Annotated in this window: 26 protein-coding genes, 1 tRNA gene and 1 pseudogene; 14 read left to right on the plus strand and 14 right to left on the minus strand. The window is 50.3% G+C overall.

Annotated features, from left to right (window positions below; genetic code table 11):
• Positions 1–48 precede the first annotated feature (48 nt).
• Positions 49–696: a hypothetical protein gene (locus tag PVA01S_RS10230; protein ID WP_127607336.1), complete on the minus strand. Its 648-nt coding sequence runs from the start codon at positions 694–696 to the stop codon at positions 49–51.
• A 183-nt stretch (positions 697–879) separates the two neighbouring features.
• On the opposite strand from PVA01S_RS10230, the gene PVA01S_RS10235 reads away from it, so the two are divergent.
• On the plus strand, positions 880–1,068 hold the full coding sequence (locus PVA01S_RS10235) for a YqaE/Pmp3 family membrane protein (protein WP_054795574.1): 189 nt from the start codon (positions 880–882) through the stop codon (positions 1,066–1,068).
• 78 nt (positions 1,069–1,146) lie between these two features.
• On the opposite strand, the pseudogene PVA01S_RS10240 reads toward PVA01S_RS10235, so the two are convergent.
• Positions 1,147–2,084 (minus strand): annotated as a pseudogene (locus PVA01S_RS10240) (bile acid:sodium symporter family protein).
• A gap of 408 nt (positions 2,085–2,492) precedes the next feature.
• A tRNA-Val gene (locus PVA01S_RS10245) sits at positions 2,493–2,565 on the minus strand.
• A gap of 223 nt (positions 2,566–2,788) precedes the next feature.
• On the opposite strand from PVA01S_RS10245, the gene PVA01S_RS10250 reads away from it, so the two are divergent.
• The gene (locus PVA01S_RS10250) at positions 2,789–3,727 is read left to right on the plus strand and encodes a hypothetical protein (RefSeq protein WP_174817576.1); all 939 of its coding nucleotides are present in this window, start codon (positions 2,789–2,791) and stop codon (positions 3,725–3,727) included.
• On the opposite strand, the gene PVA01S_RS10255 is transcribed toward PVA01S_RS10250, so the two are convergent.
• Together PVA01S_RS10255 and PVA01S_RS10260 are read right to left on the minus strand one after the other, a co-directional pair.
• Positions 3,724–4,155 carry a PilZ domain-containing protein gene (locus tag PVA01S_RS10255; RefSeq protein WP_127607338.1) on the minus strand — a complete coding sequence of 144 codons (432 nt, stop codon included), beginning with the start codon at positions 4,153–4,155 and terminating at the stop codon, positions 3,724–3,726. The two genes, PVA01S_RS10250 and PVA01S_RS10255, sit on opposite strands and share 4 nt — an antisense overlap.
• 105 nt (positions 4,156–4,260) lie before the next feature.
• Entirely contained in the window at positions 4,261–4,488 is a 228-nt protein-coding gene (locus PVA01S_RS10260) for a hypothetical protein (protein ID WP_127607340.1), read from the minus strand.
• A gap of 176 nt (positions 4,489–4,664) precedes the next feature.
• Here PVA01S_RS10260 and PVA01S_RS10265 point away from each other — a divergent pair, with 176 nt between their 5' ends.
• Positions 4,665–4,958, plus strand: coding sequence for a DUF1811 family protein (locus tag PVA01S_RS10265; protein WP_127607342.1), 294 nt, complete (start codon positions 4,665–4,667; stop codon positions 4,956–4,958).
• Positions 4,959–5,039: 81 nt separating this feature from the next.
• Positions 5,040–5,555, plus strand: coding sequence for a divergent PAP2 family protein (locus PVA01S_RS10270; protein WP_054795577.1), 516 nt, complete (start codon positions 5,040–5,042; stop codon positions 5,553–5,555).
• Here PVA01S_RS10270 and PVA01S_RS10275 read toward each other — a convergent pair.
• The 3 genes from PVA01S_RS10275 to PVA01S_RS10285 form a co-directional block, all read right to left on the minus strand.
• The gene (locus PVA01S_RS10275) at positions 5,524–7,158 is read right to left on the minus strand and encodes an ATP-binding protein (protein ID WP_127607344.1); all 1,635 of its coding nucleotides are present in this window, start codon (positions 7,156–7,158) and stop codon (positions 5,524–5,526) included. The two genes, PVA01S_RS10270 and PVA01S_RS10275, sit on opposite strands and share 32 nt — an antisense overlap.
• Positions 7,159–7,308: 150 nt before the next feature.
• Positions 7,309–7,542, minus strand: coding sequence for a DUF3892 domain-containing protein (locus PVA01S_RS10280; RefSeq protein WP_054795579.1), 234 nt, complete (start codon positions 7,540–7,542; stop codon positions 7,309–7,311).
• 114 nt (positions 7,543–7,656) lie between these two features.
• Entirely contained in the window at positions 7,657–8,394 is a 738-nt protein-coding gene (locus PVA01S_RS10285) for an MBL fold metallo-hydrolase (RefSeq protein WP_127607346.1), read from the minus strand.
• 221 nt (positions 8,395–8,615) lie between these two features.
• Between PVA01S_RS10285 and PVA01S_RS10290 the strand changes: the two genes are divergently transcribed.
• Positions 8,616–9,230 (plus strand): stalk domain-containing protein, encoded by a 615-nt coding sequence (locus PVA01S_RS10290; RefSeq protein ID WP_127607348.1) that lies wholly within the window; start codon positions 8,616–8,618, stop codon positions 9,228–9,230.
• 100 nt (positions 9,231–9,330) lie between these two features.
• Positions 9,331–9,618 (plus strand): DUF1292 domain-containing protein, encoded by a 288-nt coding sequence (locus PVA01S_RS10295; RefSeq protein WP_054795580.1) that lies wholly within the window; start codon positions 9,331–9,333, stop codon positions 9,616–9,618.
• A gap of 56 nt (positions 9,619–9,674) precedes the next feature.
• Here the strand turns inward: PVA01S_RS10295 and PVA01S_RS10300 are convergent, their stop codons facing one another.
• On the minus strand, positions 9,675–10,094 hold the full coding sequence (locus PVA01S_RS10300; protein WP_054798735.1) for a DUF1885 family protein: 420 nt from the start codon (positions 10,092–10,094) through the stop codon (positions 9,675–9,677).
• Between the two features lie 147 nt (positions 10,095–10,241).
• Between PVA01S_RS10300 and PVA01S_RS10305 the strand changes: the two genes are divergently transcribed.
• Positions 10,242–11,084 carry a Cof-type HAD-IIB family hydrolase gene (locus tag PVA01S_RS10305; RefSeq protein ID WP_127607350.1) on the plus strand — a complete coding sequence of 281 codons (843 nt, stop codon included), beginning with the start codon at positions 10,242–10,244 and terminating at the stop codon, positions 11,082–11,084.
• A gap of 64 nt (positions 11,085–11,148) precedes the next feature.
• Here the strand turns inward: PVA01S_RS10305 and PVA01S_RS10310 are convergent, their stop codons facing one another.
• Positions 11,149–12,618 carry an aminotransferase class I/II-fold pyridoxal phosphate-dependent enzyme gene (locus PVA01S_RS10310; RefSeq protein WP_459558714.1) on the minus strand — a complete coding sequence of 490 codons (1,470 nt, stop codon included), beginning with the start codon at positions 12,616–12,618 and terminating at the stop codon, positions 11,149–11,151.
• Between the two features lie 223 nt (positions 12,619–12,841).
• On the opposite strand from PVA01S_RS10310, the gene PVA01S_RS10315 reads away from it, so the two are divergent.
• A complete protein-coding gene (locus PVA01S_RS10315) occupies positions 12,842–14,020 on the plus strand; it encodes an MFS transporter (RefSeq protein ID WP_054795582.1) in 1,179 nt (392 codons plus the stop codon).
• A 320-nt stretch (positions 14,021–14,340) separates the two neighbouring features.
• On the opposite strand, the gene PVA01S_RS10320 is transcribed toward PVA01S_RS10315, so the two are convergent.
• Entirely contained in the window at positions 14,341–15,915 is a 1,575-nt protein-coding gene (locus PVA01S_RS10320) for a copper amine oxidase N-terminal domain-containing protein (protein ID WP_164751788.1), read from the minus strand.
• Between the two features lie 169 nt (positions 15,916–16,084).
• Between PVA01S_RS10320 and PVA01S_RS10325 the strand changes: the two genes are divergently transcribed.
• The 6 genes from PVA01S_RS10325 to PVA01S_RS10350 all read left to right on the plus strand — a co-directional run bounded on the left by PVA01S_RS10325 (position 16,085) and on the right by PVA01S_RS10350 (position 22,834).
• A complete protein-coding gene (locus PVA01S_RS10325; RefSeq protein WP_164751789.1) occupies positions 16,085–16,876 on the plus strand; it encodes a sporulation protein in 792 nt (263 codons plus the stop codon).
• Positions 16,877–17,006: 130 nt separating this feature from the next.
• Positions 17,007–18,800: an AfsR/SARP family transcriptional regulator gene (locus PVA01S_RS10330; RefSeq protein ID WP_054795588.1), complete on the plus strand. Its 1,794-nt coding sequence runs from the start codon at positions 17,007–17,009 to the stop codon at positions 18,798–18,800.
• Positions 18,801–18,871: 71 nt separating this feature from the next.
• A complete protein-coding gene (locus tag PVA01S_RS10335; RefSeq protein WP_164751790.1) occupies positions 18,872–20,353 on the plus strand; it encodes a SpoIIE family protein phosphatase in 1,482 nt (493 codons plus the stop codon).
• On the plus strand, positions 20,340–21,968 hold the full coding sequence (locus tag PVA01S_RS10340; RefSeq protein ID WP_164751791.1) for a PP2C family protein-serine/threonine phosphatase: 1,629 nt from the start codon (positions 20,340–20,342) through the stop codon (positions 21,966–21,968). The genes PVA01S_RS10335 and PVA01S_RS10340 overlap by 14 nt, the downstream gene beginning before the upstream one ends.
• A 71-nt stretch (positions 21,969–22,039) precedes the next feature.
• Positions 22,040–22,459, plus strand: coding sequence for an ATP-binding protein (locus PVA01S_RS10345; RefSeq protein WP_127607364.1), 420 nt, complete (start codon positions 22,040–22,042; stop codon positions 22,457–22,459).
• A 9-nt stretch (positions 22,460–22,468) separates the two neighbouring features.
• Positions 22,469–22,834 (plus strand): STAS domain-containing protein, encoded by a 366-nt coding sequence (locus PVA01S_RS10350; RefSeq protein WP_054795595.1) that lies wholly within the window; start codon positions 22,469–22,471, stop codon positions 22,832–22,834.
• 173 nt (positions 22,835–23,007) lie between these two features.
• Here the strand turns inward: PVA01S_RS10350 and PVA01S_RS10355 are convergent, their stop codons facing one another.
• From PVA01S_RS10355 to PVA01S_RS10365, 3 genes are all read right to left on the minus strand, one after another.
• Complete coding sequence (locus PVA01S_RS10355; RefSeq protein WP_127607366.1) at positions 23,008–23,742, minus strand: hypothetical protein; 735 nt, start codon at positions 23,740–23,742, stop codon at positions 23,008–23,010.
• 94 nt (positions 23,743–23,836) lie between these two features.
• A complete protein-coding gene (locus PVA01S_RS10360; RefSeq protein ID WP_054795596.1) occupies positions 23,837–24,475 on the minus strand; it encodes a DUF1054 domain-containing protein in 639 nt (212 codons plus the stop codon).
• Between the two features lie 210 nt (positions 24,476–24,685).
• The gene (locus PVA01S_RS10365) at positions 24,686–25,732 is read right to left on the minus strand and encodes an ABC transporter substrate-binding protein (RefSeq protein WP_127607368.1); all 1,047 of its coding nucleotides are present in this window, start codon (positions 25,730–25,732) and stop codon (positions 24,686–24,688) included.
• Positions 25,733–25,771: the final 39 nt, after the last annotated feature.

Genomic DNA, 25,771 nt, shown 5'->3' on the forward strand with positions numbered 1-25,771 from the left:
ACGATACACTTTTGACAAATATATGAACTCAACCCGTATATGAAAATGTTAGTTTGCCTTTTCTTTTTTTTCTATCCATTTTATGAGGAGCGGCGTTTTCTCATGATACCCCATCCATTTGGTTACACGGACCGTGAAAGAGGCTGTCCCGTTGGTTGGCGAATTCGCCGGGAAGACAGGTGCATGGTCTTGTTGGACTTTGTTTGCAGCTTCTGCAGACCTGATGAAGCGAAGATGCCACGGAAGGAATACATGAAAGAACAAAAAATAAAATGGAATCGAATACCAAACATGCCAGCCTTTTTGAATGAGAAATCCCGCTTTAACTAACAAATACTCCGATAGTAAGGAAAAAGCGACGAACAGACTCGTCAGCACCCATTTATTTTTGGTTGTTACAAAATTCAAATACAAATTGGCAATAGCGGGAGGGACAAACGAGAACATCACGATGTCGGGAATTCCGCCAATGGATGGATCGCCCGAATCGAGCAAGTCCAGCTGAAAAAAGAAAATAATATTTCCCATCCAGGCCATAAATCCTACAACGCCAAAAGTGATGTACCATTCTCTCCAAGTTATTCTTCTTTTGAACCACAATGAGGCTAAAAATAAAAGCGTACCGCCTATGTAAATAAGCCAAGCTCCTTTTGCGTTCAAATCCAGCCGTTGCAGCACTTCTTCCCAATAGTTCATGATGAAAAGTCCTTTCCATTTTGTTCTTCTTGGTTTTAATTTGCCCACTGCTAAAGTGTCTATTCCAACATTCGCAGGGTCAGGGATACGGCAAAGCCATCTGACCTTGATGTTCCAGCTTACCGAATCCTTTACGGAATCATAACGTAGTATGAAGTATCTCAATAAATCGAGGTGTCGTTTATGTATTTGTTGGCGATTTTGCTTCCTCCTGTTGCTGTATTATTTTGCGGGAAGCCCATTCAAGCCTTGTTGAATTTCATTCTAACGTGCTTCTTCTGGATTCCGGGCGCGATTCATGCGTGTATGGTAGTTCATGAGAGAAAACAAGATAAACGGATGGAGAAGATGGCGAGGAATATGAGAGACTAGTTCAATGTGCTGGAAATCGGAGGGAATGTAAAAAAAAGCATCCGCCAACCAAGTTGGCGCGATGCTTGATGAGGCGGGCTACTGCTTGTTCTTATCTTCAGTTCTTCTCGCAAACCAGGTGGCCAGCATCGAACCCGACAAGTTGTGCCACACGCTGAACAAGGCGCTAGGCACAGCTGCCAGCGGGCTGAAATGTGCGGCAGCCAAAGCAGCTCCCAGACCCGAGTTCTGCATCCCTGTTTCCAGAGTAACTGCCTTACGCTTGGCCAAATCCATGCCGAACAGCTTGGCAAAGAAATAACCGAGCAGGTAGCCAAGCAAATTGTGGAGGATGACAGCCGCGAAAATGAGCAGTCCGTTGGACATGATTTTCGGCTGGTTCAAGCCTACGACGATGGCGACAATGAGCACGATCGCAATCGTGGAAATGAGCGGCAGCGCTTTGACGCTGGCTTCGGCTTGCTTGCGGAATATAGCTTTCGCAATAATGCCCAGCACGATCGGTAAAATGACGACCTGCAAGATGTCCATAAATAAAGACTTCGCATTAATATCCATCCATTTGCCGGCCAAAAGCGAGATCAAGGCGGGAGTGGCAAATGGCGCGATGATCGTAGAAACCGAAGCGATCGATACGCCAAGCGCTACATCGCCCTTGGCAACGTCATGACGTTGGAGGCGGTACCGCTCGGGCAGCAGCCGACCAAGATGACGCCAACCGCAATTTCCGGAGGAAGGTTCAAGCCGATGGCCAACAAATAGGCGATGGAAGGCATGATCAGGTAGTGTCCGATGACACCGATGGCGACATCCTTAGGCCGGCGAAACACTTCGCGAAAGTCGGCAGCGGAAAGCGTGAGCCCCATACCGAACATGACGATGCCGAGAAGCGGTGAAATCAAGGATTTGTAGCCGGTGAACAGATGTGGAGCAAAGAATCCTAGACATGCAAACAAGATAACCCAAAGCGAAAACGTTTTACCTACAAAATTGCTGACTTTTTCTACTGCGTTCATGCTGTTCTCTCTCCTATTTATTCATGCTGTTAACAAATAGTCATTTTACTACGGTAAGATTCAAATGACAATGAAATAAATAGGCCCGCACGGGTGGTGTGGGCTTATATTACAATGTATGTCCAGCAAGGGGCGACGCGGGCAGACAGATGACGTTCTTATCTGGAGAGGCCTTCGGAACATGCGACTTGATCCCTTATTGAGTTCAATATTTATCGTACCTTCCATGACAATCTCCATTAATGCCCAAAATAATTCAGACAAGGAACGTTTCAGAGCTGGTCTATAATTAATTTAAATACATTTACATATATTCGGCCCCCAAATAGCCCCCAGCTTGTCCAAATAAAGAATGAATGAAGTTCGATAAAAAGCAAAAAACCCTTGCTACACAAGGGTTTTTCTGTATGACCTGTAGTGGGCTCGAACCACTGACCCCCACCCTGTCAAGATGGTGCTCTCCCAGCTGAGCTAACAAGTCATGGATAAAGTTATTTCCTTTTTCTTTCGTGTCTCTCAAGGGGACGATTATTATATTATCAAGATCTTAATATTTTGTCAACACGTCATCCCCATTTTTTTAGAACGTTTAGGATTAGGCCTCGATTAAAGCATATGGCTTACAGGTCTCCTGTCGTATTTTCTCAAAGAGCGGTATGTTATAATATGAACGAGGAGTATGGCCAACGAAAGAGGGGACAATCATGAAGGATTTGCCATGGATGATGCAGTCGCAGTTCGGCGGCGGAGATACTGCGGCAATCGAGAACGAAAGCTTGGACTGGGGAGAGCACGAGTACGGAACTCATCGTTACCATGTGCGCCGTTTGGTGGAGGACTCCATCAGTCTGCTGGCGAAGCCCGAGAAAGCGGTAGTGCTTGGAGCGGGGAATCACGGTGATGTGGATTTGCCGGGGCTGGCGGTGCATTTTCAACAAGTGACCGTGCTCGATACGGAAGATAATATGCTGGAGGAATGGCTGGACAAGACGGGGGGATTGGCACAGAGCCGGCTTCGATCATTGACGCGAGTCGATTATACGTGCCTGGATCAAATTTCGTTCTATGAAAAATTTGAGGAACTGCTGCTGAATGAGTCGTCGGCCGCGGACATCGCCGGATTTTTGCGCGATGCCAGCTTCCAGGTTAACCGCCACGAGGTCGTGCCGCACCTCAAGAAATCGTTCTCGTTTGTCATGTCTTCGGGTGTACATACGCCGTTGTTTTATCCGGATGCGCTGCTGCAGTTCCATGGTTACATGGACCGGTACAACGAAGCGGATATTCGCTCCATCTTAGAAGCGCTTGCCTACTTGCGAAACTCATTGATCACAGGGTACAACAGGCTGCTGCTGTCGTTGGTGAAGCCGGATGGACGGGTGGCGATGTGGACCGATATGATTGTTCTGGATGAAGAGCGGAAGTGGATCGCGGACGAATTGTACGAGGATAGGACGGACGAGGAACGGACGCGCTTCCTGTTCGAGGCGTTTGGCAAGTACGGGCTGGAAGCCGCTGTGTTGGGGCTCAAGGAGCTTCATGACAAACTAAAACCCGACCAGCTGCTGTTTCGCAGTTGGATCGGGCACGCGGATTCGGGGAAACGGTATTTGACAGTCGGTTTATCCGGTAAAGCACGCTAAAAATGCTCAAATTCCGCCGTTTCCTCCGGAGTCAGGAAACTGCAGCCAGGTACGTTAGGGGTTCGGCGGAGCTTGATTGCAAGCTGATTTAACATCCTGGTTAACGCCGATGTGTCGGTGTCGTCCAAGGAAAATTGGATGCAGTACTCATAATGGCCGGGCTCCGGCAAAATGGAGCGCACGATCGGGCCGTACGGCCGGTATTCATGGCCCAGACACATAAACCGGAGTTCGGTCAGCAGACCGGGCTTATCCGGTAAGGGCGCCTGAGTAAAGATGCGTGCCCCTCCTGCGCTTAAATCGACAAGCGCGGCTTTATATAGCTTGGTTTCCGGATCTAAATCGCCCATTCCGAAGATTTTCACATCGGCGCCGAGCGGAACTGTAAACGTTAGGCGAAAGAAATTTCGCTTGTTATTCGTGCTCATAAGCAGACAATCCTTTGCAAATAAAAATATAGTTACTATCGACTCCTCTAGTATATCGTAGCGTGCTTGTCCATGAATATCCGTCTTAAGCAGTAAAAAGCCGCTCTAATAGAGCGGCAATTCGATACATTGATTCACATGCTTCTTATGCAAAACGGCGTTGTTTCCGATAATTTCAATTCGATCGATTTGATTAAAGTCCGAGGTGCCGGCAGCCGAGGAATGGGATGAATTGCGTTCCAATATGTTGATCAGTTGCGGTATCGCTTTTTGATCGCTGGAAATAAAGCTAACCGGAATTTTTTGGTTCATAAATAACAATTCCGTATTCATAACTTCAAATTCCTCCTTCCTTCTATCGGGTAACTTATCATACCACTTTGCTTCGTTATTTTCGATAAATACTTTGTTACATGGCTTGACAGGATGAGCGATGAATAGACAAAGCTTCGACACAATGAATGGGATTCAGGATAAATGTCTTGGGTCTTTCGGAGGGGATATGCCAAATGAAAAAATTATACAGCCAGATGAGTAGAGAAGAACTGCTGGAAGAAATCCGCTGGATTCAATCTGAAAAGGAGAACGCCGAATTCCCCAGTCAACGTGCGGTTGCCGAACGTAAGCTGTATACGGCACAGGCGTACCTGTTGAATCCGGCTGACTTTCCGCCTGGTTTATATAAGGTCGAGGGGATCCAGCTGCCTTTTGAAGTGGCGTATGTCAACGGAATTATGGCTTGGGGCAAACTGGATAACGATCCGGAGGCAAGTTTTCCCATTTCAATGCTTACTCGGTTTTAACTACGGTCTGCCGATTTATTCACGGCTTTCGTTCGCATAGAAAGATACGTCGCGTCTCATCCTAGTGAAGAGGTGATGCGTATGAACCGGGCGTTATGGACGTCCATTGTAGGGGTTGGAGCGGCGCAGCTGTTGAAAATACCAGCGCATTTGCAGGAGCGCAGGAGCTGGTCTTGGTCGGATTTGTTTCGGACGGGAGGCATGCCAAGCTCACATGCGGCAGGGGTCGTATCACTTGCCAGCTATCTCGGATTGAAGAAGGGCTTTAGCAGCGATTCGTTCGCTCTGGCAACCCTGCTGAGCTTGATTGTGATGTTCGATGCGATGGGCATTCGCCGCCATGCCGGCCTGATCGCAATGGAAGTGAACGAGCTCGAAGATACGGTATTCAAGCTGACGCAAGAACACCCCCATCATGCCCACCGAAGACGTGATGCCGAATTGGAAGAGCGCCTCGGTCATATGCCTGCGGAAGTGCTGGGGGGTGCTGTATTGGGAGCCGTTATCGGTTTTCTTAGTTATGTAAGCGAGCCTAGCCGAAATCCCTTCACGGCAGGGCTGGCGTTCACACGGAAATGGTGGTCAGCTCTTCGTTAGCTTGGGGGTTTCGCGGCTCATCCGTTTCCGCGGTCGGCAGCGTAATGGTAAACTTTGTTCCCGTCCCGATCAAACTCTCAACCTCAATCGTACCGTCATGATCCTGTACAATTTTATGACAGATGGAAAGCCCGAGGCCCGTGCCTGAATCTTTGGTGGTATAGAACGGAATGAATATTTTGTCCAGCTCGGCCTCGGGGATCCCTTTGCCAGTATCGGCAATTTCGATGACTGCGTAATTTTGCTGCTTATACAGCCGAATAAAGATGTCTCCCTGATCCACCATGGCTTCGAGCGCGTTCTTCATTAAGTTGAGCAGCAGCTGCAGCATTTTGTCCTGATCCATTAGCATGCGAATATCCATTGGATCATATTCGAAGTGAATCTGATGTCCCAACCTGGTCGTTTCCGAGTCGAGCAGCGAGATGACCCGCTCGATGCAGCTTCGGATCGATTGTACGCGGTATTGGGTAACATGGGGCTTGGAAAATTGCAAAAACTCCGCCGTCAGCATGCTCATCCGGGTTATTTCGTCCATAATTAAATCGTACCACGGCTCCACGTTGTAATTCCCCGCTTTGGATAACTGCAAGAAGCCTTTGATCGTCGTCAGAGGATTGCGAATTTCGTGCGCCATCCCGGACGCTAACTCGCCCACTACGCGCAGCTTCTCGCTTCGCAGCATATGCTCCTCGCGCTTTAGCCAGCTTTCCCGTTTCATCATATAGAGATGATGTTCGGCGAAGGACATCAAATCGTCCTTATTCAAGCCGTCTTGCGGATAGCAGGCCATCCCGAAGTTAATTTCGATACCGGTCAATTTCGGAAATTCCGAAGCGAGCAATTGTGTAATCGTATTGATCGTTTGGCGGGTATTGGTATATTCCATCACGATCGCGAATTCATCGCCGCCGTAACGGCTGATTAATGAACTTTCGGGGAACATGATGCGCAGCAGCTGGGCCGCTTCCTTCAAAATGTCGTTGACTCCTTGAAATCCGTTCGTCGTATTGAGTGACTTCAAGTCTTTACAGTCGGCAAGCACAAGAACGATCGGTTTCTTCTGTTTAACGATCATTTCCATTTGATGGTGAAATTCCTGGAAATTATAAAGGCCAGTCAACGGGTCATGCGTGCTGAGATGTTTCTTCTCGTAGGCCAGCAGCTGCTTCTGCAGCTCCATTTCCTTAATGAGCCTTCCGAATATATAAGCCAAAATGAGACAGCTGACCGCTTGAAAAGCGATATCCGTCAAATGGGCAGCAATGAGCTGCCGGTAGGTTAACGAGACGATTACGTAAGCTCCCATCAAGGCGACGTTGAAGAGAAGCGCTGTCGAAAATTTCGAGACCCGATAATACATCTGGCTCATGTGCAGCAAGTAAAGCGGAAGACACCAGCTTGTCGCGCTGATGGCATGTAGAGCGACCAATAACAATAACTGAATGGAAGTGCTTCCGTAATAAGGACGTTTTATGAAGAAGGTCAGCATGTACAGCAGCGTTACCAGGATTAGCAGTGGGATGCTTGCCGTTAGCCCATAGCCGATCGACCAAGTGCATACAAGAATCGAGTAAATCAGGAAGATCGCATTACCTTTCATTGCGGTACTCCAACTCCCAAATTTTCGCAGATTTTGTTCGTATTAATTGAAATTCTGTATAATTTGATGAAATCCTTCTAAGCGCTGTCAAAATTCAAGTAAAAAAATGACAAGCCGAGAAAAATTCGGCTTGTCGCGGTTGTCCAGTAGTTAGAAGCCAGGCAAGTTGTCCAGGTTGTTGGTCGGGTCTCCGTCAGCGTTCGAACGCAGATGCTCGTCTCCGTCGCGGCCCCGGAAAACGTTGACGCCCGAGATTTGCCCGTTCTTGGCCATGTACTGGGCTTCCTCGTAATCGACGACCTGGCCCGAGGACAATTTCATTTCTACGATATCGCCGTCGCCGTTCTTGCGAACAGCTACGACGTGTTGAGCGGGTTCTTCCATCTATATCGCCTCCTTATGACTAGGATGCTTCAACCAGAGGGAAATTATGCCGAAGAAGGGGAGGACATGCCCGGAGCGAAGCAAACTGATACGTTGGCGCGGTTCGTTTATCGCTTAGAACGTATAACGCTTGAACGGTTCGATAAATCTCATATGTCCCGTTTTCCCTATATAATCTGGCATTTGATCGGAATAATGCATCAGCCAGGTTTTCTGCTGCAAGTCGACCGGCAGCGTGAGCAGCTCCTCCAAACTGGCGTGGACGTGACCCGGCGAATGCAGCTGGCAGTCATGCAGAAAATGATCGCAACCCTTGATGTGCAAGCTCATCAGCAGCTCAAGGTCGAACCTGGCGTCCGCGCTGTAGAACAGACGATCGTTCAGAAGCAGCGAATAGCTTTTCTTCCCGCGAATATGATCGGTCGGAAGCAGCCGGACGGTCAAGTCCGGACGAATGGAGATCGGCGTGTTCTCGGCAAGCGGAATGACATCGAAATAATCGTTCAAGCTCGAAATGCCCTCGTCTTTGTTCTCAAGACCTCCGCGGAGGGAGTGATCCCACAACATATGCTCGATAGAGAAGGGGACGAGAAGCTTGATTCGCCGCTTGAACGTATACAAGCATTGAAAAGCGAGTTCTTCGAGGCCGCCGACATGATCGGCATGGATATGCGTGATCAGGGCCGCATCGATTTGATCGAGCGAGATGCCAAGCTCAAACAAGGCTCTTGGTGCGGTGTAGCCGCAATCGATCAATAACGTGAAGTCGTTCAAATAAATCAGCGCATTATTATTATAGAATGTTTTGGCAAACGCGCTTCCTGTGCCTATCATTTGCAGTTGCAGGCTCAATGACGTTCCTCCGCTCAGCTTTTGGCGTTGCAGCCGATATTTTCTATAATCTATCACGCTTTTCAATACGGATTCAAGATAGTTTCGTCACATTTTGCTTAAATTTAACGGTTTGGCTGTCGGTTCTTGACTATTAATAAATTTGGCAAAATCTCCGCAACTCTTGCCGGTCTGTAGAGTATAACTTAGCAAATGCATAATAACGATGGAGGTTACTTGCAATGAAGGTACCGCGATTACTGACGATGGTGCTCTCGCTTTCTTTGTTCGGTACGGCAGGAGCTTTCGCCAGTTCCATGTGGGGAGATTTTGAAGGGTATTCGAAAGTGAGATTGATGGTAAATGACAAGGAGAGGTCGTTTGGTTCGGACGAGACACCCTCTTTTTTAATGAAAGGAAGCGCCGTCGTTCCTGCCCGGATCTTGTCTGACACGCTTCAATCGATTGTGAAATGGGATAACGGCAGCCGTACCGTCTCGGTTTACAAGCCCAATGTACATATGTTTGTCGCCAAGAAGGTGGAAGACGATTATTCCATCAAGCAGCCTTTCGGCGGTGTTAAGAAAGGCGATCGCCTTGATTTTGCGGTTTTTTCACAAATTGACAACCTGGATACGTCCATTTACTCCTTCCGCATTTCCATCGTATCGCCGGGCGGCGAACAGGTGAAGGCGCGCGAAGAAGTGGTGGACGGACAGAAGAGCAGCTTTTGGTACACGTGGCCGTTTAACGTGACGTTCACTGAAGCCGGCCAGTATACCGTTCGATTCTCGATCAAACCGAATGCGGACAGCGACTACGTGGTCGTCTCCGAGAAAGCGATTCTATCCGAATAAATATGGCGGTTTTAGACATGCCTGGTTCATTGACTTGGGATCCGAATGCGTGGTACGATACGTGGGAGCAATCAATACAATGAAGAAATGAGGTCTTCCCATGAGCGATCACATTCATGACGCTTCCTGCGACCATGATCACGAGGATGAGATTTTTATCGTGACGGACCAAGACGGTGTCGAACATGAGATGGTAATGGTGTACACCTTTGAAGCCAAAGAACAGGCTTATGCGGTACTTCTCGATCGCAATGATATGGAAGCCGACGGTGTTATATTCCGAATTGAAGAAGAGAACGGCGAGGCGTTCCTTGCCAGTATCGAAGACGAAGAGGAATGGGATCGCGTTGTTGCGATTTACAACGAGATCGTTGAAGAGCAAGAATAATAAATCTTGAACGAAAAACCCTTCTTGTCAGCAAGAAGGGTTTTTCGTTCGGTCCATCATTTGCGAGGGTTGAAGTACATCGTACGTCCGTTAAACAATTGCAGTTCGGCTTTCCACAGCTTGCCCAAGTATTTGCTGAATTCATTGCCCTTGGATTTGTCACCGTGGGTGCAGCCATCCGGCAGCACCATCTGTACGAAGTGTCGTTCGGCATCGCCGTTTTTCTCGGTTCCGACGCCCATCACGATATATTTGTAGAGGGGGTTGGTCCCTTTCAAAAAAAACCATTTGCCTTCGGCTTCCGGTTTTGATTCGATCGTATACGGAAATCCGGCATCGTCGTACTCCCAGCCGAGCTGTTTGCCGGTCAGTGCAAGCTGCTCCCGGTAATGCTCCAGCTGCTGCTTGAGCTCATCCAGAGTTAACGAGGAAATGGACGAGCCTTCCACGAATTTGATATATGCGCTTTGCGCCATGACCCATGCACCTGCCTACTTAATGAACTGGAACGATTTGACTTTTGTCATGCACCATGATCATCATAGCATTAAGAAAAACCAAATACAATACTTGTGACGTGAGCGAAAGTCGCCGCGTAAACAAAGAACAGAGAGGGATTTCCCGTGGATAGGAAGAGGTTTGAAGGTTATTTGCTCGTCACGGATATGGACGGAACGCTGCTGAATGCGCAGAAGGAAATCAGTAAAGAAAACTTGGCCGCCATTGAGCGTTTCGTCGCCCAAGGCGGATTGTTTACGGTAGCGACGGGGCGTATTGTCGAACCGGCGGGTTATTTCGTCAAGCAGCTCCCGGTCAACACGCCCGCGATTTTATATAACGGAGCGGTTATCTACGATTATAGCAGGGAGGAAGCGATTTGGCAGTCCGAGCTGCCGGATGCGGGGAAAGCGGCGCTGCAGCAAGTCGTTGAGGCGTTCCCCGGCATCGGCGCGGAAATTTATGTGCAGGGGGAGCCTTACCCGTATGTGCTGCGCGAGAATGAGTGGACGGCGCGGCATCGACAAATCGAGCGGTTTCCGTACCAGCCGATCGACGATGTGACGAAGGTGCCGCCGGATTGGCTGAAAGTATTATTCGCTTGGGAGCCGGAGCGGCTCGATCAGACGAGCGAGGCGATCGTTCGGCTGACCGAAGCTGCGCAGATCGAATGGGTGCGATCCGACGACCGATATTTTGAGATGCTGGCCAGAGGGGCGACTAAAGGCCACGCATTGGAGCTGTTAACGGATAAAATAGGGATAGCGATGGAACGATGCGTGGCGATCGGCGACCATTTGAACGACTTGGAAATGATCCGCAGGGCAGGGATCGGCGTTGCGGTTGAGAACGCGCACCCGCTGCTTATTGAAGCGGCGAACCGGAAGGGGAAGCATCACCAGGAGCATGCGGTGGCCGATGTGATCGAATGGCTCGAAGCGCAGGCCGAAGCGGAAGCTCGATCGTAAGGCTGTAACCATAAAAAAACGCTTGCCGCGGATCAACCGAAGGCAAGCGTTTTTGACCTGGTCTTTAGAAAATAGCAGGGGTTTCCACGATCACTTTGACGAATTCGATGCTGCGGTCCTCGGGACCTTTAACGGGAAGACCGACCTCGATATGCTCGGTGATATAGTCGATCAAATCCTGCGAAATGACTTCCCCCGGCAGCAAGATCGGGATACCCGGCGGGTACACGTAAATGAACTCGGCGATGATCCGATCGGCCGACTCCTTGAACGGAATAAGCTCCGTATCGCCGTAGAAGGCGTCGCGGGGCGAAAGGGTCAGCTGCGGAATCTTTGGAATTTTGATCACCAGCTCGTTAGCTTGCCGGATGTTGTAATTCTCGGCCGACAAGCGGCGCAGCGCCGCAAGCAGCGTGTCGATGTTCTCCTGGGTATCGCCCGGCGTCACCAGGCACAGGATATTGTACATGTCGCTGAGCTCGACTTCGATGTTGTACTGCTCGCGCAGCCAGTTTTCGGCGTCGTAGCCGGTAATGCCCAGGTGACGGACATGAATATTGACTTTGGTCGGATCGCAGTCGAAGGTTGCTTCACTGCCCAAAATTTCCCGGCCGAAGCAGGAAAGTCCCGGAATCTCGTTGATTTGATTGCGCGCGTACTCCGCAAGCTCAATGGCGCGGTCCGCCATCGCTTCGCCGTTCAACGCCAAATTGCGGCGTGCGCTGTCCAGCGACGCGAGCAGGATGTAGGACGTCGACGTAGTCGTCAGCATGCTGATGATGGTCTTCGCGCGGCGGACATTGACGCGGCCTTCGCGAATGTTCAGCACGGAGCTTTGCGTCATCGAACCGCCGAGCTTGTGCACGCTCGTAGCGGCCATATCGGCGCCGGCCTGCATGGCCGACATCGGGAGCTTGTCGTTGAAGTGGATGAGCACGCCGTGTGCTTCGTCCACCAGCACCGGAATGTTGTAGCCGTGGACGATGTCCACGATTTCTTTCAGGTTCGCGCAGACGCCGTAATAAGTCGGATTGATCACGAGCACCGCTTTGGCGTCGGGATGGCGCTCGAGCGCCCGTCTGACCGACGAGGTCGTCACGCCGTGATCGATGCCCAGATTTTCGTCACGCACCGGCTTTAAGAAAACCGGCTTGGCGCCTGCGAAAATAATGGCCGCCATGATCGACTTGTGCACGTTGCGCGGCACGATAATTTTATCGCCCTGGGAGCAGACGGTAAGAATCATCGTCATGATCGCCCCGCTTGTCCCTTGTACGGAGAAGAACGTATGGTCGGCGCCGAACGCTTCGGCCGCGAGCCTCTGCGATTGTTCGATAACGCCGGTCGGCTGATGCAAATCGTCGAGCGGCGCGATATTGATCAGGTCGATGGAGAGCGCGTTATCGCCGATAAACTCCCGGAACTCAGGGTCCATCCCCACGCCTTTTTTATGTCCTGGAATATGAAATTGCACCGGATTGCGCGCAGCGTGTTCTTTCAACGCAGTGAACAGGGGAGTTTTCGTCTGATCCACGGTCATCCCTACCCTTCATGAATAAGTTATGGTGGCCTGCTTGAAAAAAGCAAACAAATCGAGTATAGCAAAATGCGACACGGATGCAAGCGGTTTTTGTAAAACCTTTGTGAAGTTTGCAGGTTTGTCGATTTTGTTAACCTTGCGTACAATATTTCCATCGTCAAAAAAGATATGGTACAGTTAGATTACTTACTATAAATCGGAAGGAAACGTCACACCTATGGACAAAAGGCTTCTCGTAATCATGGTGCTGATCATGACGATTTTTATCGGCTTTGGCATCATTATTCCCGTGCTCCCCGAGGTTGTAACCGGATCGGGCGCCGAAAGCTTTCATCTGGGCATGCTGCTCTCCGTGTACTCGCTCGTTTCGTTCCTCATGTCGCCGTTTTGGGGAGCTTGGTCAGACCGGATCGGCAGACGTCCGATCATTATGATCGGCACATTGGGGTTCAGCGTAAGCTTCTTCATTTTCGGCATTGCCGGAGACCATCTGGTCCTTATGTATATTTCGCGTATTTTGGGCGGCTTGTTCTCCGGGGCAGTTACGGCCTGTGCGGTCGCTTACGTTGCGGACATTACATCTGAAGAAAACCGGACGAAAGGGATGGGGCTGGTCGGCATGTCGATCGGACTCGGGTTTATTTTCGGCCCGGCGGTCGGCGGCTTGTTAAGCGGCTTCGGTTACCATGTGCCGTTCTTCGCTGCCGCGCTGCTGGCGCTGCTCATGTTCGTATTCGCTTATTTCATGCTGCAGGAATCGGTGTCCGCGGAAGCCCGCCAGCAGACGCGGGATTCGAAACAGTCGCGCTGGACGGCCTTCGTCGGCTCGCTGAAATATTTGTACGTCCTGTCGTTCTTCGTCTCCTTCTCGCTGGCCGGTCTCGAGGCGACGCTGCTGCTGTTCCAACGGGATCAGATCGGAGCTACTCCGCAGCAGCTCGGCATCATGTTCGCCGTCAGCGGCATCGTCGGCGCCTTGATTCAGGGCGGAGTTGTACGCCGTCTTATCAAGCGGGGACAGGAGTCCCGTGTTATCGGCATCGGTTTGTTATTGTCGGCGGCGGGCTTCGTGCTTATTTTGTTTTCCAGCAGCCTGCTCACCGCTTCGATTTACTTAAGCGTATTTGCGGCCGGGAATGCGTTGATCCGGCCCTGTGTAACCTCGCTGATCACGCAGAAGACCAAGGTCGGGCAGGGGGTCGCATCCGGCTTGAGCTCGTCGATGGACAGCCTGGGCCGCATCGCGGGACCGCTGCTCGGAGCCGGCATTTACGATTACAGCCACAGCCTGCCGTTCCTGATCGGCGCGGTGTTGTCGGTCGGAGCGCTCTATTTGTTGTACCGCTTTATAGTATTGGATCGGATCGGCACCAGAACATCAAGTCAGCCGCTCTGACCAAATAAGAAAGCTGCCGTAGGCGATACTCCCGCTGCGGCAGCTTTTTTATAATATCAAAATTTATAAGTTTGATCCGGAGGATCACGATTCTGATATTTCAAGAAAAACTTCCTCTAAAACACGAATGTATCTTCATCGAAAAGGCTTCGATCAGAAGCTTTTCTTACACCTCTTCCGTCTGTTCTTCCCTTCCTCCATGGCGATGGCGCAGATCGCTTTCATACGCAGCACCGCTGTGCCATACCTTCAAAACGCAGACCGTTTTTCTCCACAACCCGGATGGATGCCCATTCTGACTTGAGGAATGTCTCTTTCGTTTATTTCGCACGCGTTCCTGTTTCGTGGACACCAAATGTAGAGACGGTGATGCCGTCTTCGGTTCGCGTTACGGTCCAATCCCAGCCGCTCTTGTAACCGGAGAGCAGCAGCTTGCCCGTTGCTTGATCTAACGTCCATGTGCCGGTCTGCGGTCCGTTCCAATAGAAGGAGATGGTGCCGTCCGCAGCAATCGTCAAGGTTCCGCCGCTCGCTCCATCGCGGCCTGCCGGGACCCACATGTTCCATTTGCCGATAAAGTAATCAGCTGGGTCTGAGGTTGACAGCGAATTGTCATCGCTGGCTTCTGCTGCGTCTTTACTGACGATGAGAATGGTTCGTGTTTCATCGTTAAAGGTGATTTTTTGGTTTAACTGCTCGCTCACGAATCGCACAGGAACCATGGTGGTGTTGTTATAGATCATGGCCGGGACGTCCATCATGACGGTCTTGCCGTTCACTCTCGCTGCAGATTGACCGATAACCAGCACGATTGTATCCTGCCCTACAGTCAATGTAATGCTGCGCTGCTCGCCGTTCCATTTCACTTGAGCGCCGAGCGCCTCACTGATAAAACGGAGAGGGACGAGAGTTCTGCCGTCGTAGATGAAAGGCGCCGTTTCCAAGGTGTGGGATTTTAAGTTAACCAAAGCCGTTGTATTATCAATTTGCAGCAAAATCCGGTTTCCTTCGTTAACGGGCGTCCGGTTTCCCTCGTTAACGGGCGCTTGAGAGGCTTTTTTTACGATGGTCACCTTGAGTGCCGATGAGATGGAAATCAGATTATCATTTCTGTCATAAGATGCGATTTTATATAGGTACGTATGTCCGGCAAACGTATAATTATCGATATATTGCGGCTCGGTCAGCTTAAAGTCGGTCATTTTCACATAAGGCTTGCCGTTGTCCGAACGGTAGATGTCCCAAGAGACATGTCCGTTTAACTGCTTCCAAGGCAGTGTAATGCTTCCATTCTCCTCAAATTCGTAAACCGCTGAAGGATTGAGAATATCCTTTTCGGGAGAACCCAAGTCCAGGGACACCGGAGGGGAAGTCCCGTTATTTTGACTGTTTGTGCTTCCGTCGTTCTCCTGTTCCGGAACCTCAAGCACATAGGAGAACGTCACTTTAGTAATCGAAAAGCCGTTATCCGGCAAAATGCGGTCGATTTTGATTTTAGAATGGCTGCCGTCATGCAGCACGACGAGATAAACAGCTCCTTGTTCTATTTCAAGCGAATTGGTGAAGCCGGTTACATTACGGTCGGTCGGTTTCGTCAGATCCTCAGAGTCCAGCTTACGAATCGCCAATGCCCCAATGTCGCCGTATTGATTGATGACAATATCTGCATCGGAGCTGCTTGTCGTGTACTTCAACTCAAGTAAATTGAGTCCCCCTCGATCAAGCACGTCACCGGACCAATTCAGCGTATAGGGGTGCAGCTTATCGTAAACGCCGCTTTGCTTATCACCCCATGTAATGGTATCGGCCGCCTGGACCGATCCGAAAAAAAGTGCGCCGGGCACAAAAATGCTCAGCATGAACAGCAACAGAATGGATGCAATCCCTTTTTTCATCTTCTTCACTCCTCGCAAGATTTGATTCATACTCAGCATTCACTATAACGAGCCTTGATTACAGGAAACTTACAAACTTGCCCAACGGAATATTGCAATGATTTTGTAAGTTATTTGCGATATCATGAGGCATCATTTTCAAGGATGGAAAACGAAAGGATGTGTGCCTGTGTCATTGTTTAAAAAGATGCTGGCTCGGGTAGGTATCGGCAGCGTGAAGGTCGATTTTCGGCTTCCGTCACATCAATTGACAGCCGGGGAAGAAATTACGGGAACGGTCAGGATTCAAGGCGGAAAAACAGAACAGGAATTACAAAGCTGCGAAATCGCCTTATTCACTGAATACACGACCTATTACACGGACTCTGAAGGGGAACACCGGACGTCTACTGCAAAAGTACTTCTGAACGCGTATACGCTTCCATGTGATTTTCACATTCAATCGTTTGAAGTCAAACAATATCCATTATCTATTGCCATTCCGCTGCACACGCCTATTACGTTATCCCGGGAAAAAATATGGTTTGAAACCCGGCTCAATATGGAGAAAGCGGTCGATTCTTTGGATAAAGACAGGATCACTGTGCTTCCCCATCCATTGATGCAGCGTATCTTGGATGCGATGAACCGCCTCGGCTTTCCGCTTGTAGAATCGTATTTGACGGAAAACGGAAACACACAGGTCAGTCCGGACCCTTTTATTCAACGAATCATTTATGGGGTATCGGATGAATACCATTTATTATTGGATGAGATTATGGCAACTCCCGTGTGGATGCCGGATAAGCTTCATTTGATTCTGGGAATCAACAGGAAAGCCGGGCTGCTTCATACGATTGCAGAAAAAGACATCATTACGGAAACGATCGAATTTCTGCCTGAGGAATGGTTAGCAAGAGACAATGATGCCTTTGCGCGGCATATTAAAGCGGTCATAGATAAGGCAACAGCAACGGAATAAGCTGAGGTGATATGAATTATTTTCGCTGAAAGGCAAGGGACGCCGCAGCGCTTTTTATGTTAAGATATAAGAAAGTATAAGATTTCAGCGGTGGATGAAATCAGCTAAGAAAAAGGCGGCGAAAAGGCTCTTGATACCGGATGAAAGCATGGATGGACTGCTGCGAAGAAATCGCTTCCGGGAAGCGGTGATGCGAATGGAATGCGCTTTGCTGGAGGAAAGGGAGGTACAGGAAGAGCTGCTTCGGCAAATTCCTGACTCCTATCTGAACGCTTCCCCGCTGCTTCTGCAAGCACTTGGGAATATATGCTATGGCAACGGTCAGCTTTCCGAGGCGAGACAGCGGTTCGAACAGGCGATGAAGGGGTTCGGAGCGATGGCCCTCCCGGCCCGTCTGTTGTCGGCGATGTGTGCATTGGTGCAAGTGCAGCTGCGGATGGGAGACTTGGCATCGGCAGAAACATTGCTCCTATTTCTTAAGACGGAATATGAGAGGACGCCTTCCGGGGAGCGGGAAGGCGGTCTTCCCCGCGCTTTGGCGGCGGGCAGCCGCTTAATCGATGCCGATGCTCAGGCAAAGATGTGGTATCTCGAAGCGGTTGTGTTGTACGAGCGGAAGCTTCAAATGGACCAGGCTGCCTGTACATTGGCTGAACTTATAACTCAATGCGGTGCCGAGCTTCATCCGAAGGAGTGGAGGGACCTGGAATGGAAGCTGAAGCGATGGTCAGCCGTGACGGAAGACGGCAGCCTCAGTGCAGACTGGATTATATCGCTTCAGAATGCGCAGCTTGAACGCTGGGAGCATGTATACTCACAGCTGAAGAGACAGGTCCATTCCCCTTTCCGGGGGAGGGGGCCGTATTATATTTTGGTCGGCGTGCAAGTGGCTTTCTTTAGGGCGGCGTTACAGGTTTGCCCCGAGGAGGCTGCCGCCTTCGCAGACAGACTAAGCGAGCTAAAGAAACAATACCCCTCCGATATGCAGCTGCAGCACGCTTTGCTGCTTGCCGAGTATGATTGGCTGTTACGCCTTGAGCTCGCTGAGGAGGCAAAAGCGGTTATGCAAGAGGCCGGTCGGATCGCCCGTCATTTGAGGCTGCCGAATTGCTCTTCTTCTCCGGATCTTGTTCAGGAGCCGGAAACGATCCGGATCGAGCAGCCAAAACCACAGGCCGGGTGGTGGATTCGCTTTTTCGGCGGTCTGACGGTCGGGCGCGGTGCCGAGGAGGTGCGCAATATCCGATGGAAACGAAGGAAGGCGCAGGAGTTGTGCGTCTATCTGTTGCTTCAGCCCAAATACACATGCGCGAAGGAGCAGCTTATAGAGATTCTTGAGCTTGGAGAAGATCCCGAGAAGGCCGCTAAATCGCTGTATGTGATTATCCATCAGTTAAAGCAAACGCTGCACGAACAGTTGTCTATTCACGAGGGAGTGTACAGTCGTGAAGGCTTGGTCATTCTCCGTGAAGACGCCTTTGAGTATGTAGATGTGGAACGGTACTTGACGCTGCTTCGGGTGGCCGACCAATTGTGGCTGAAGGACCGCCCCCTAGCCTATGAATTCTATCTGCAGGCTTACGCCCTGTACGACGAGCTGCTTCCCGAGCTTCCATATATTTCATGGCTCGAGAACATGCGGGAGTATGTTCTGGAAAAGCAGGTTGCTGTCATCCGCAAGCTGTGCCTGATGGCAGAGGAACAGCAGGAAACGGTCCTCGAGGAAATGTACTGCCGGGAGTGGATCGATCTTAAACCTTATCAGGAAGAAGCTTGTCAGCGGTTCATGCGTCTATTGATCCGCACGCACCGGCAAAGCGAAGCGGCAGAAGTTTATGAGCGGTTCGCCCAGTGGTGTCGAGACGAGTTGGGGACGGAACCGTCCGAAGAGACTTATCTTCTCTTGGGGGGAAGTACGCGTTGACAATCTTCTCTGATGTGAGGCTGCGCTTGTGTATGATTTACGTTATCCTCCTTACGGGGGCCTCGGCCGGCATGATGCTGTTTTCGAACAAGTTCATCACCGGGAATACAGCGGCTAACCATCTTCTCACGATAAAAAGCTTCTCCATCGGGAACATGATCCTGATCGTCTTGCTCTCTGTTTTCACCTATTATCGGCTGAAGTTACGGGGTGAGGCAGGTCAACCTAATCAGCCTTCGGATATGGAGCTGCAGCGATGGTTTCGGCTGACAAGCTTCCCGGGGGAATTATTCCGGTTCTTTCTGCTCAGCGGGATGTTGGTCTCGCAAATCTATCTTTTTTCAGTACTAGACCTCCCGCCGTGGCCACCGGAAATTACGCTGCAATATGGAAAGAGCACTATGTTTAACTTTACGGCCTATTTTGCGTTTGCCATGATCCACTACTGTACAGCGCGCTGGATTTTGCGGCCTTATCTTCGAGACATGCGCATCTTTCAGCAGGAGATCTTCCGGTTCAGAAGCGCTGCCGGCATGATCATTCTCATCCTGAGCTGCAGTATCGTCTATTTATTGCTGCGCATGTTCTGGTATGCGATTGACACTAGGCTAGTCGGGGAGGCTCCGAAAATCGCCGTACTGTTGGTCATTGGAGCGACGGTAACCGTGATCGCTTTTACCGCCATTTATTATACGGCTTATTATTTGTTCCGCGATTTGGAGCGAATGACTGTTAAGCTGCGCGAGTTGGCGGGAATGAAGCGCGGGCAGCTGCACAGCCGTATTCCGATCGCTTCCCCGTATGAATCCGGGGAGCTGGCCATGGCCTTTAACGCGCTGCAGTCCCGGTTCGAGAAGGAATATGCACGCATCGACAATGACATGAAGCTGGCGTTACATGTGCAGGAGCAGCTGTTTGCCCATCGGCCCGAGGAATTCAAGGAATGGCGGTTTGACGGAGCTTGCAGCTGGCCGTTGGAAGTCGGGGGAGGTTTCTATGATGTGCTGCCGTTAACGGATCATCGTGCAGCCATTGCGGCGGGCAGCGTGACAGGGAAAGGCCTGCCTTCAGCGCTGGTTATGTCAGCACTTCTCATGATGCTCCGTACGAAAGTTCAAGATGCAGCTTCAGCGGGAGAACTGTTAACGGAGTTGAATGCTTCGCTGGCCGACATTTTGCCGGACGGCCTTCACATACATATGGCCATCGGGATCATCGATAGTGAACGAGGGATGCTGGAATATGCTTTGGCCGGCAACATGTGTGCGCGGGTCGTTCAGTCGGAGCCATACCTTGAAGGAGGTCCGCATGCGGAGCCGCTGGGAAGCCGTTATCATAGGCAATACGATAACCGGCAATTTCCGTTGCAGAGGGAATGCATCGTCATGCTGCATGCGTCAGGCATGGCTGTTCCGTCAGGAGAGGATGTATACGCAGTATGGGAGCAGCGGGCTGTGCTTCGGCAAGGGTTCGTCTCTTCCAACCAAAGCATGGAGGTTCAAAGCTGTGTCATGGCATTCAGAGCCGGGAGGGACAAGCATGGCGGCACATGACAGGTCGAAAGGACTTATGCTGCGGCTGCTGGCGGCTTATATCGCTGCGTTGTTCGGAGGCTCCATTTTTATTTTTATCAACAATATCGTTATCCATGGAAGAACGATACAGAAATTGCTGGAGTTCAACGTTCCTTTCGTTCTGTTAAGCGACCTTGTGTTCACGCTTTTGCTGCTGGCGATTACATATTGGCGTTTGTATCCGGTCCTCCGATATTTCCGAGTGCAGCCCCCGCATGTTGCCAAATCCATCGTTTTCGACCGGCTTATGCGGTTTCCGCTGGAATTATTTTGGGGAATGGTGCTGCTTTCCATTGTATTCATCGTTTTGTATCATGGGTCAGAAATCATGATGGGCAGCAGAGCCTTAGCTTCGATTGACAATGCTGCCCGTTTGCTCAATAGCGTTTTATCCGAGCTAAGCCTCTCTCTCATCCTGGCCATCCTGTTGTTCAGCATTACCCGGCATCTTCTGCGTTCTTATGCTGTCCGTTTGGAGATACATTCGATTGTCCGTGAGAAACCTTATTCCGCTGTAAGCCTGATTGCTATGTCAGCAGTTGTTTGCTTTGTGATTACATTTTCAGCCGCATCGCGCGTCATTGTTCGATCGAACCCCGATGAACTTTTTAAGGTTAGTGACTTTTTGTTGATAGCCGGGGTATATGCTGCTTTCGCTATCGGAATTGTATCGCTGTATATGGTGGAGCTTCGTAAGGAACTTCGGATGCTGATTGACGGTCTGCACGCCCTGTCCGGAGGAATGAAAACAACCTTGCATCAGAAGCTTACCATCATCTCACTCGACGAAACGGGAAGGCTGGCTGATGCCTTCAATGCTCTTCAACATTGGGTGGAACGAACATACGACGAGGTTGATCGTCAGCTGAAGCTGGCGTACAAGGTTCAGCAACGGCTGCTTCCGACATCTTTTCCCGTAATGGAAGGGGTGGACATTGCGGCCTCCTGCCAACAATGTCAGGAGGTTGGCGGAGATTTTTACGATGTCATTCCACTGGGAGAACGATATTATTGTGTGGCGATCGGCGATGTGACGGGAAAAGGATTGCCGGCAGCGCTGCTTGTGTCCGCTATGATGACAGGACTTCGCACAGAGGCTGCCAAAGGAGGAACAGCCGGGGATATCATAACCAGGCTCAATCGCCATGTTTTTCATATGACGCAAGGAAAGATGTTCACGACTTTGGGGCTGGCACTGATTGACCTGTCATCCGGAACGGCACGGTTGGAATATGCCAGTGCAGGACATCTCGATCCTTACATCTTTCGAAATGGACAGGTGATGGAATTGCAATGCTCATCACTGCCGCTGGGCATTTCACCGGATACGGTTTATCAGGGGATCCTCAATACACTAGCTCCGGGAGATATATTCATTTTGTATACAGACGGCATCATCGAGAGCCGCCATGCATCGGGGGGCATGCTGGGATTCGAATGGTGGGAGCAGGAGCTCCGGCAGCTGTCGCCTTACCGGGGGCTTGAGGAACAGCTGTTAAGGCTGATCAAGCGACCGCAGCATGAGGAAGCGGAAGAGTTGGGCGATGACCGTACGCTTGTTATGGTAAGATGGAACGGATACACAAGCGTGTAAGTTTTTTGTTATAGGAATGGTGGACAATAGAAACGGATCTTATCACGCGTTAGCAGTAGGAGGGAGGATCAATGAGTGCTGCTTCGGTTTTTAAGGAATGGAACATGCCCGGCGAATATGGCTGTGAAAAGAAGATAATGCAAGAGGTTGCCTCCGTTATTGCTCGAATCAATCCGGAAGAACACCGAATTGATGATATAATGACTGTTATTGCCGAGGTATGCTTGAACGCGATCGAGCACGGGAATCTCTCGAATCCAAGCCTCCCTGTGACGCTCCAAATGATCGCGGACAACGAAAAATACAAATTTCGAGTCCTGGATCATGGAACCCGAAAGCCGGTTATTCCTTATGAGCAGCCGCTTTCGGACAAATGGAAGGAGGAACACCCGAGGGGCTGGGGGTTGTTCCTAATAAGAAGACTTTCGGACCGGTTTGAATTTGGTGAGAGGGACGGGAAAGTGTATGTGGATGTTATCTTTTATCGGTAGGAGGTTGCTATGGACAGCCAATTTCGAGCAGACATGCGGACTCATGTAAAAACCGTGATTATTGATTTATATGGCGATCTTTCAAACCAATCCGAGGAAGGCTTGCTTGGTTTACGGGAGTGGGAGCTGGGATTGGGTCAAAATAAGAGGTTTTTGATCCTGAACTTCACGCAGGTTCCTTATATTAACAGTATGGGCATTGCGGTTCTTATCCGCATTGTGAGGTCGCTCATGAAAACCGGATGTCAAACGTTCGCCTATGGGGTCACGCCGCATTATCAGAAGCTGTTTCGCATGGTCGGCTTGACCGAATATATCATGATTTACCCGGATGAGTATTCGATTCTGCAGCGCATTGAAACCATCCAGGAGTGAAAAGGAAGGGAGCAACCAGTTCACGGCAGGATGTCAGCCTACGCGTATATAGATGATGTCGCTCATCAGGAATCCTTTGTTTATCCGATCTTCTTCATCACTAGCATGCTTCCAAAACAATAGGGGACTATGGAAACAGGCGAGGGCCGGGGAGCCTTCGCCTGTGCCCATAATTATTCCGCTTTTTTGTCGCCGGCTGTATGCTTGCGGTCAACCATTTTCTCGATCCACGGCGTCATCTCATCTTTGATTTTGCTAATCAACTGTTCCTTGGTGATTCCCTTGCCTTGAGCAATCTCTGCCAACGATTTGCCGGCTTTGAGCTCCGCCTTCAATTCGTCCTCCGAGATACCTAGAATACCGGCAAGCTTCTCCTTGGCGGGCATCATGATCTGATGCTTGCCTCCGTGTCCGTGCATTCGCTTCTTTCCTTCGCCGTTCAGCTTTTGGTTCACCATGAATTTCAGGTGGTCTTCCATATTCTGCTTCAGCTTCGCCGCTTTATCCGCCGTCAGCTTGCCGGAGGCAGCGGCCTCGTCGATTTGTTTCGTCCGCTCGGCTTGAAGCTTGGCGATCAGATCGGCTTCGCTGATCTTTTTCTCGGCGGCGAGCTGCACCAGCGTCTTGTCCTTCAGCGACTGCTTCAGCGTCTCCTGATCCATGCCGAGAATGGCGGCAGCTTCCTCAAAGATCGGCATAGACTTGCCCTGCTTACCGCGTGCTTTTTCGCCTCTGTCCGACCATTCCTTGGCTCCTGCCGGTTTGTCCGCGCTGTCCTGCGGCTGAACGACGGCATCCGGCGTCTCTGCGCGAACGAATTGCTTCGTGCCGTAAAGCGTGCCGCCGCCCAGCAGCAAGGCAAGCGCTAGGGAGGAGACAATCATTTTTTTGGCATACGTTTGCTTCATAACAATGCACCATCCTTACGTAGGTTTCGGTTTTCACCAACTATAACGTATGCAAACCATATTAACCTTACTTTAAAGCAAGCTTAGTTTAAAATTAATTTTTCATACCCATAGATAAATGATATAAGGGCAGCAGATGATCGAAAGTTTCGTTAGCGAGTTCAATGAACTTTTCTCCGTCTTGCAGAACAGGGTCGTCTTTCATGATATTTCGTCCGATCAGCAGCTCCGCCTTTTTCACGTCGCGAAACCGCTCAAGGCCTTGTTTCCACTGTTCTTCATCCATGGCTGACAGACTCAGCGCATCTTTCCTCATATGATCAAACGAAATCACAACGTCGGCCGGCAGAAGTTGTTTGATCTCGGGGGCCTGCTGCAGAAACTTCTCTGCGATCTCCTTTTTATTTGGAAGCTCGTAGATGAATGCAAGCCAGATGAAAACCCGATCATCGAACAAGCCGATTTGAAAATGGGGATGCTGCTTATAGCCGCGTTTATTGTTTGCTATAGCCATCCATGTGTCTACGGGCGGATTCACTTTTCTGCGGGCATGCTTTGCAATATGCAGGAACATTTCCAGTCCGGAGCGGACGGAGAGAGACTGTAAAATATCTTCGCCGATCGTTTGGAATTTGGGCTGGATCCGGGTTTGAATGGCTTTCATCCGTTCTTCCAACCCGTTGATCGTAAACGTATCAAAATCCGCTTTTATAAATCCTTTGAATGCCGTCATTCTGCTAGCCTCCACACTTCCTTTTTCTTCAAACAATATAACACACTCTGTGACAGATGACCACGAATACACAGTGAAATTCGACGGCAATCGACACCACATCGATTTCGCCGGGGATGGTGCTTCGCACAAGATGGAGGTGCCTGCCCAAAGCTTATTGATTTCCCGGCGAAACAAACGGAGCTGCGCGCCGCGCAGCTCCGTTTCACTTTACTTGCCCTGCTTCACTTCATCCAGCAAAGAGAGATCGAGGAACTTGCTCAGATCAAGCTCTTCTTTCTTCATGTCTTTGATGTAGCCCGCCTCGATGGAGACACGCGCCATTTCTTCAATCGCTTCCTTACTGACGTCGGTCGTCAGGTTCAGATGAGAGAGCGCAGCCTTGATCAGGCCTACGTCCATCCCTTTGCCGCTGAGCTCCTTCAACCGGTTGTTGACAAGCTCATACGATTTATCGGGGTTTTGCTTGATAAATTCGATCGCTTCGGCGTTCGCTTTGATCGCCTTCTTCGCCAATTCACGGTTTTCCTTCAGGAATTTATCCCCGGCTACCAGAATGACAAGCGGATAGTTTCCTTTGTTTGGCGGAATTTGGTCCCAAGGCACGATGACTTTACCGATGCCTTCCTGCTCCATCTGCGTGCCCCATGGCTCCGGAATAAGCGTGGCGTCGATTTCCTTCTGGCGCATGGCGATGAGCGTGTCCGCCGGAGCACGGGCGATGATCTGAACGCCGCTTTTATCCGTAGTTACTTTCAAGTTGTTCTCCTGAAGCAAGAGCCGCAGCGAAATTTCGTTCGTGCTTCCCTTGGTCGGGATAGCAACCGTCTTGCCGGCCAAATCTTTCACGCTGTTAATGCCGGAATCTTTACCTGCCACGAGCACCGCGCCTCCGTTATTCGAGCCGGAGATGATGCGGAAGTTTTTGCTCTTGATATATTGGTTCGTGGACGGGCCGGGACCTACGAAGCCTAGGTCGATTTGATCCGTTGCCAGGGCGGTGGAGAAATCGGAGCCGTTATCGAAAGCCTGAACCTCGATTTTGACGTTGTCTCCCCAATGCTTTTGAAACAATCCTTGCTCCAATGCTACATAGCCCGGTGCATGCGTCACGTTCTTGAAGATGCCAAGACGCACCGTCTTCGCTGCGGCAGCGTCGCCGCCGGCATTGTTCGGAGCTTCCGTTTTGCCGCCGCAAGCCGACAGGGCAAGCGCACCGGACAGCAAGACTGCGAGTAGTACAGAACCTTTTTTCATCTCTTGTTTTCTCCTTTGCTGTGTAGCCGGATCACTAGT

Source organism: Paenibacillus validus NBRC 15382 (assembly GCF_004000985.1).
GTDB classification, from domain to species: Bacteria; Bacillota; Bacilli; order Paenibacillales; family NBRC-103111; genus Paenibacillus_G; species Paenibacillus_G validus.